General features: G+C 51.7%; 1 protein-coding gene. It reads left to right on the forward strand.

Translation table 11 applies throughout. From position 1 onward, the window contains the following. Window positions 1-261: 261 nt before the first annotated feature. Window positions 262-619, forward strand: a 358-nt coding sequence (locus H9Y04_RS49270; RefSeq protein WP_214662317.1) for a 2-oxoglutarate dehydrogenase E1 subunit family protein, incomplete at its 3' end; no start/stop codon positions are given.

The raw sequence follows: 619 nt of genomic DNA on the forward strand, positions 1-619 counted from the left end.
TACCAGTAATCGAGGCGTTCAGTGCGAGGTAAGGCGGCAACTGAGCGCATCCCCGGGAGCATAGTGAACTATGTGACCGGGGTAAGCGAAGGCAGCCAACGCAACCGCAGCCTGAACGCTGAAGATTAATGGCAGTTTTTAAAGGTTCCTTAGCGGATAGAAACCACAACTCGTCCGCAACAAGTGAACCCCGGCACGTGCACTCGGTGTGCGTGGTAGTTTCTACGGCGAAATAAGCATATGAATGCTTAAGGGATCACGATGCAGAACGGCGCAATGAAAGCCTGGCTGGACTCTTCTTACCTCTCTGGTTCGAACCAGAGCTGGATAGAACAGCTCTATGAAGACTTCTTAACCGATCCTGACTCTGTTGACGCCAACTGGCGTTCAATGTTCCAGCAGTTACCTGGCACCGGAGTTAAACCGGATCAATTTCATTCCAAAACGCGTGATTATTTCCGTCGACTGGCGAAGGATGCCTCACGTTACACTTCTTCGATTTCCGACCCAGACACTAATGTGAAGCAGGTTAAAGTCCTGCAGCTCATCAACGCATACCGTTTCCGTGGCCACCAGCATGCGAATCTCGATCCGCTGGGGCTGTGGAAGCAAGAGAGAG

Source organism: Streptomyces polyasparticus, assembly GCF_014493765.1.
Taxonomy (GTDB): Bacteria; Actinomycetota; Actinomycetes; order Streptomycetales; family Streptomycetaceae; genus Streptomyces; species Streptomyces polyasparticus.